The organism is Bacillus sp. HY001 (assembly GCF_007558965.1).
GTDB lineage: Bacteria > Bacillota > Bacilli > Bacillales > Bacillaceae_G > Bacillus_A > Bacillus_A mobilis.
Genome location: NZ_VLTE01000298.1, coordinates 1 through 263, shown reverse-complemented (window position 1 = coordinate 263; position 263 = coordinate 1). Strand labels below are relative to the sequence as shown.

Annotated in this window: 1 protein-coding gene; it reads left to right on the top strand. The window is 41.8% G+C overall.

Features of this window, described 5'->3' with window-relative positions:
• A partial coding sequence (locus FOT98_RS31420) for a hypothetical protein (RefSeq protein ID WP_144291267.1) occupies positions 1-263 on the top strand: 263 nt, incomplete at both ends.

The window sequence follows — 263 nt, the reverse complement described above, 5'->3', positions numbered from 1 at the left end:
CAGAAGAAGTGGAAGTAATTGCAGAAGCAGAAGAGTCAGAAGAAGTGGAAGTAATTGCAGAAGCAGAAGAGTCAGAAGAAGTGGAAGTAATTGCAGAAACGGAAGAGTCAGAAGAAGTAGAAGTAATTGCAGAAGCAGAAGAGTTAGAAGAAGTGGAAGTAATTGCAGAAGAACAACGAGTTGTAGAAGAAGCACCGATTGCAGAAGAACAACGAGTTGTAGAAGAAGCACCGATTGCAGAAGAGCAGCCAGTTGTAGAAGAA